General features: G+C 46.1%; 1 protein-coding gene. It reads left to right on the forward strand.

All coding sequences use genetic code 11. From position 1 onward, the window contains the following. Positions 1-97: 97 nt before the first annotated feature. Positions 98-711 (forward strand): hypothetical protein (locus tag A3750_RS24720; protein WP_156498934.1); only part of this gene is annotated, 614 nt, incomplete at its 3' end.

Raw genomic sequence — 711 nt, forward strand, 5'->3', positions numbered from 1 at the left:
TCACTGGGTGCGACTCTTCGATCAAAATCGCTATTTAGGCAAACATTCTTAGGCGAAGAACTGGTCTCGATCAATAGGTTATTGTTACGATGAAAGGATGTCCCAGTCGCCTTTCATGTCTACTCGTTTAACCATGCCCATTGTATACATACTCGCAACCCTGTTTGCGCTTTGCGTACCGGTGAACAATGCCAAGGCAGAGGAACAACTCGCGCCGCACTTTGCGTTCTCAACCTACTTTGGTTCGGGTATTTATAGCTCTTCAGGCAATGATGTCACAGTGTTTAATATCCCATTGGTATTCGACCCGGATTGGGATGACATTGACTATTTGGAAGACGTTCACTTGCGCATTCCCATATCAGTGGGTCTGGCTAACTTTGCATATGATGAGATTGAAGAAACCAGACCTCTTGAAGATGCGTCTACCATCACCGTAGCCTTGGGCCTAGAAAAAGACTACTGGGATAGCAAAAAGCTGAAACTCGTACCATTTTTTGATATCGGATACTCCGAAGACTTATCGACGCACAACAGGGCCATGACCTTTGCCGTGGGCACCAGCATTTTCCGCTACACGCGCTTTTGGGGTGAACAGCAACTGATCTACGGCAAGATTCAACACGCAGGCTTTTCAAGAAAAGAAAGCCGCTCGCAAAATTTTAGCTCTCTACAAATTGGTAGTGATTTTAAGTTTCCCGAGCGCTTCGG

The organism is Oleiphilus sp. HI0079 (assembly GCF_001635105.1).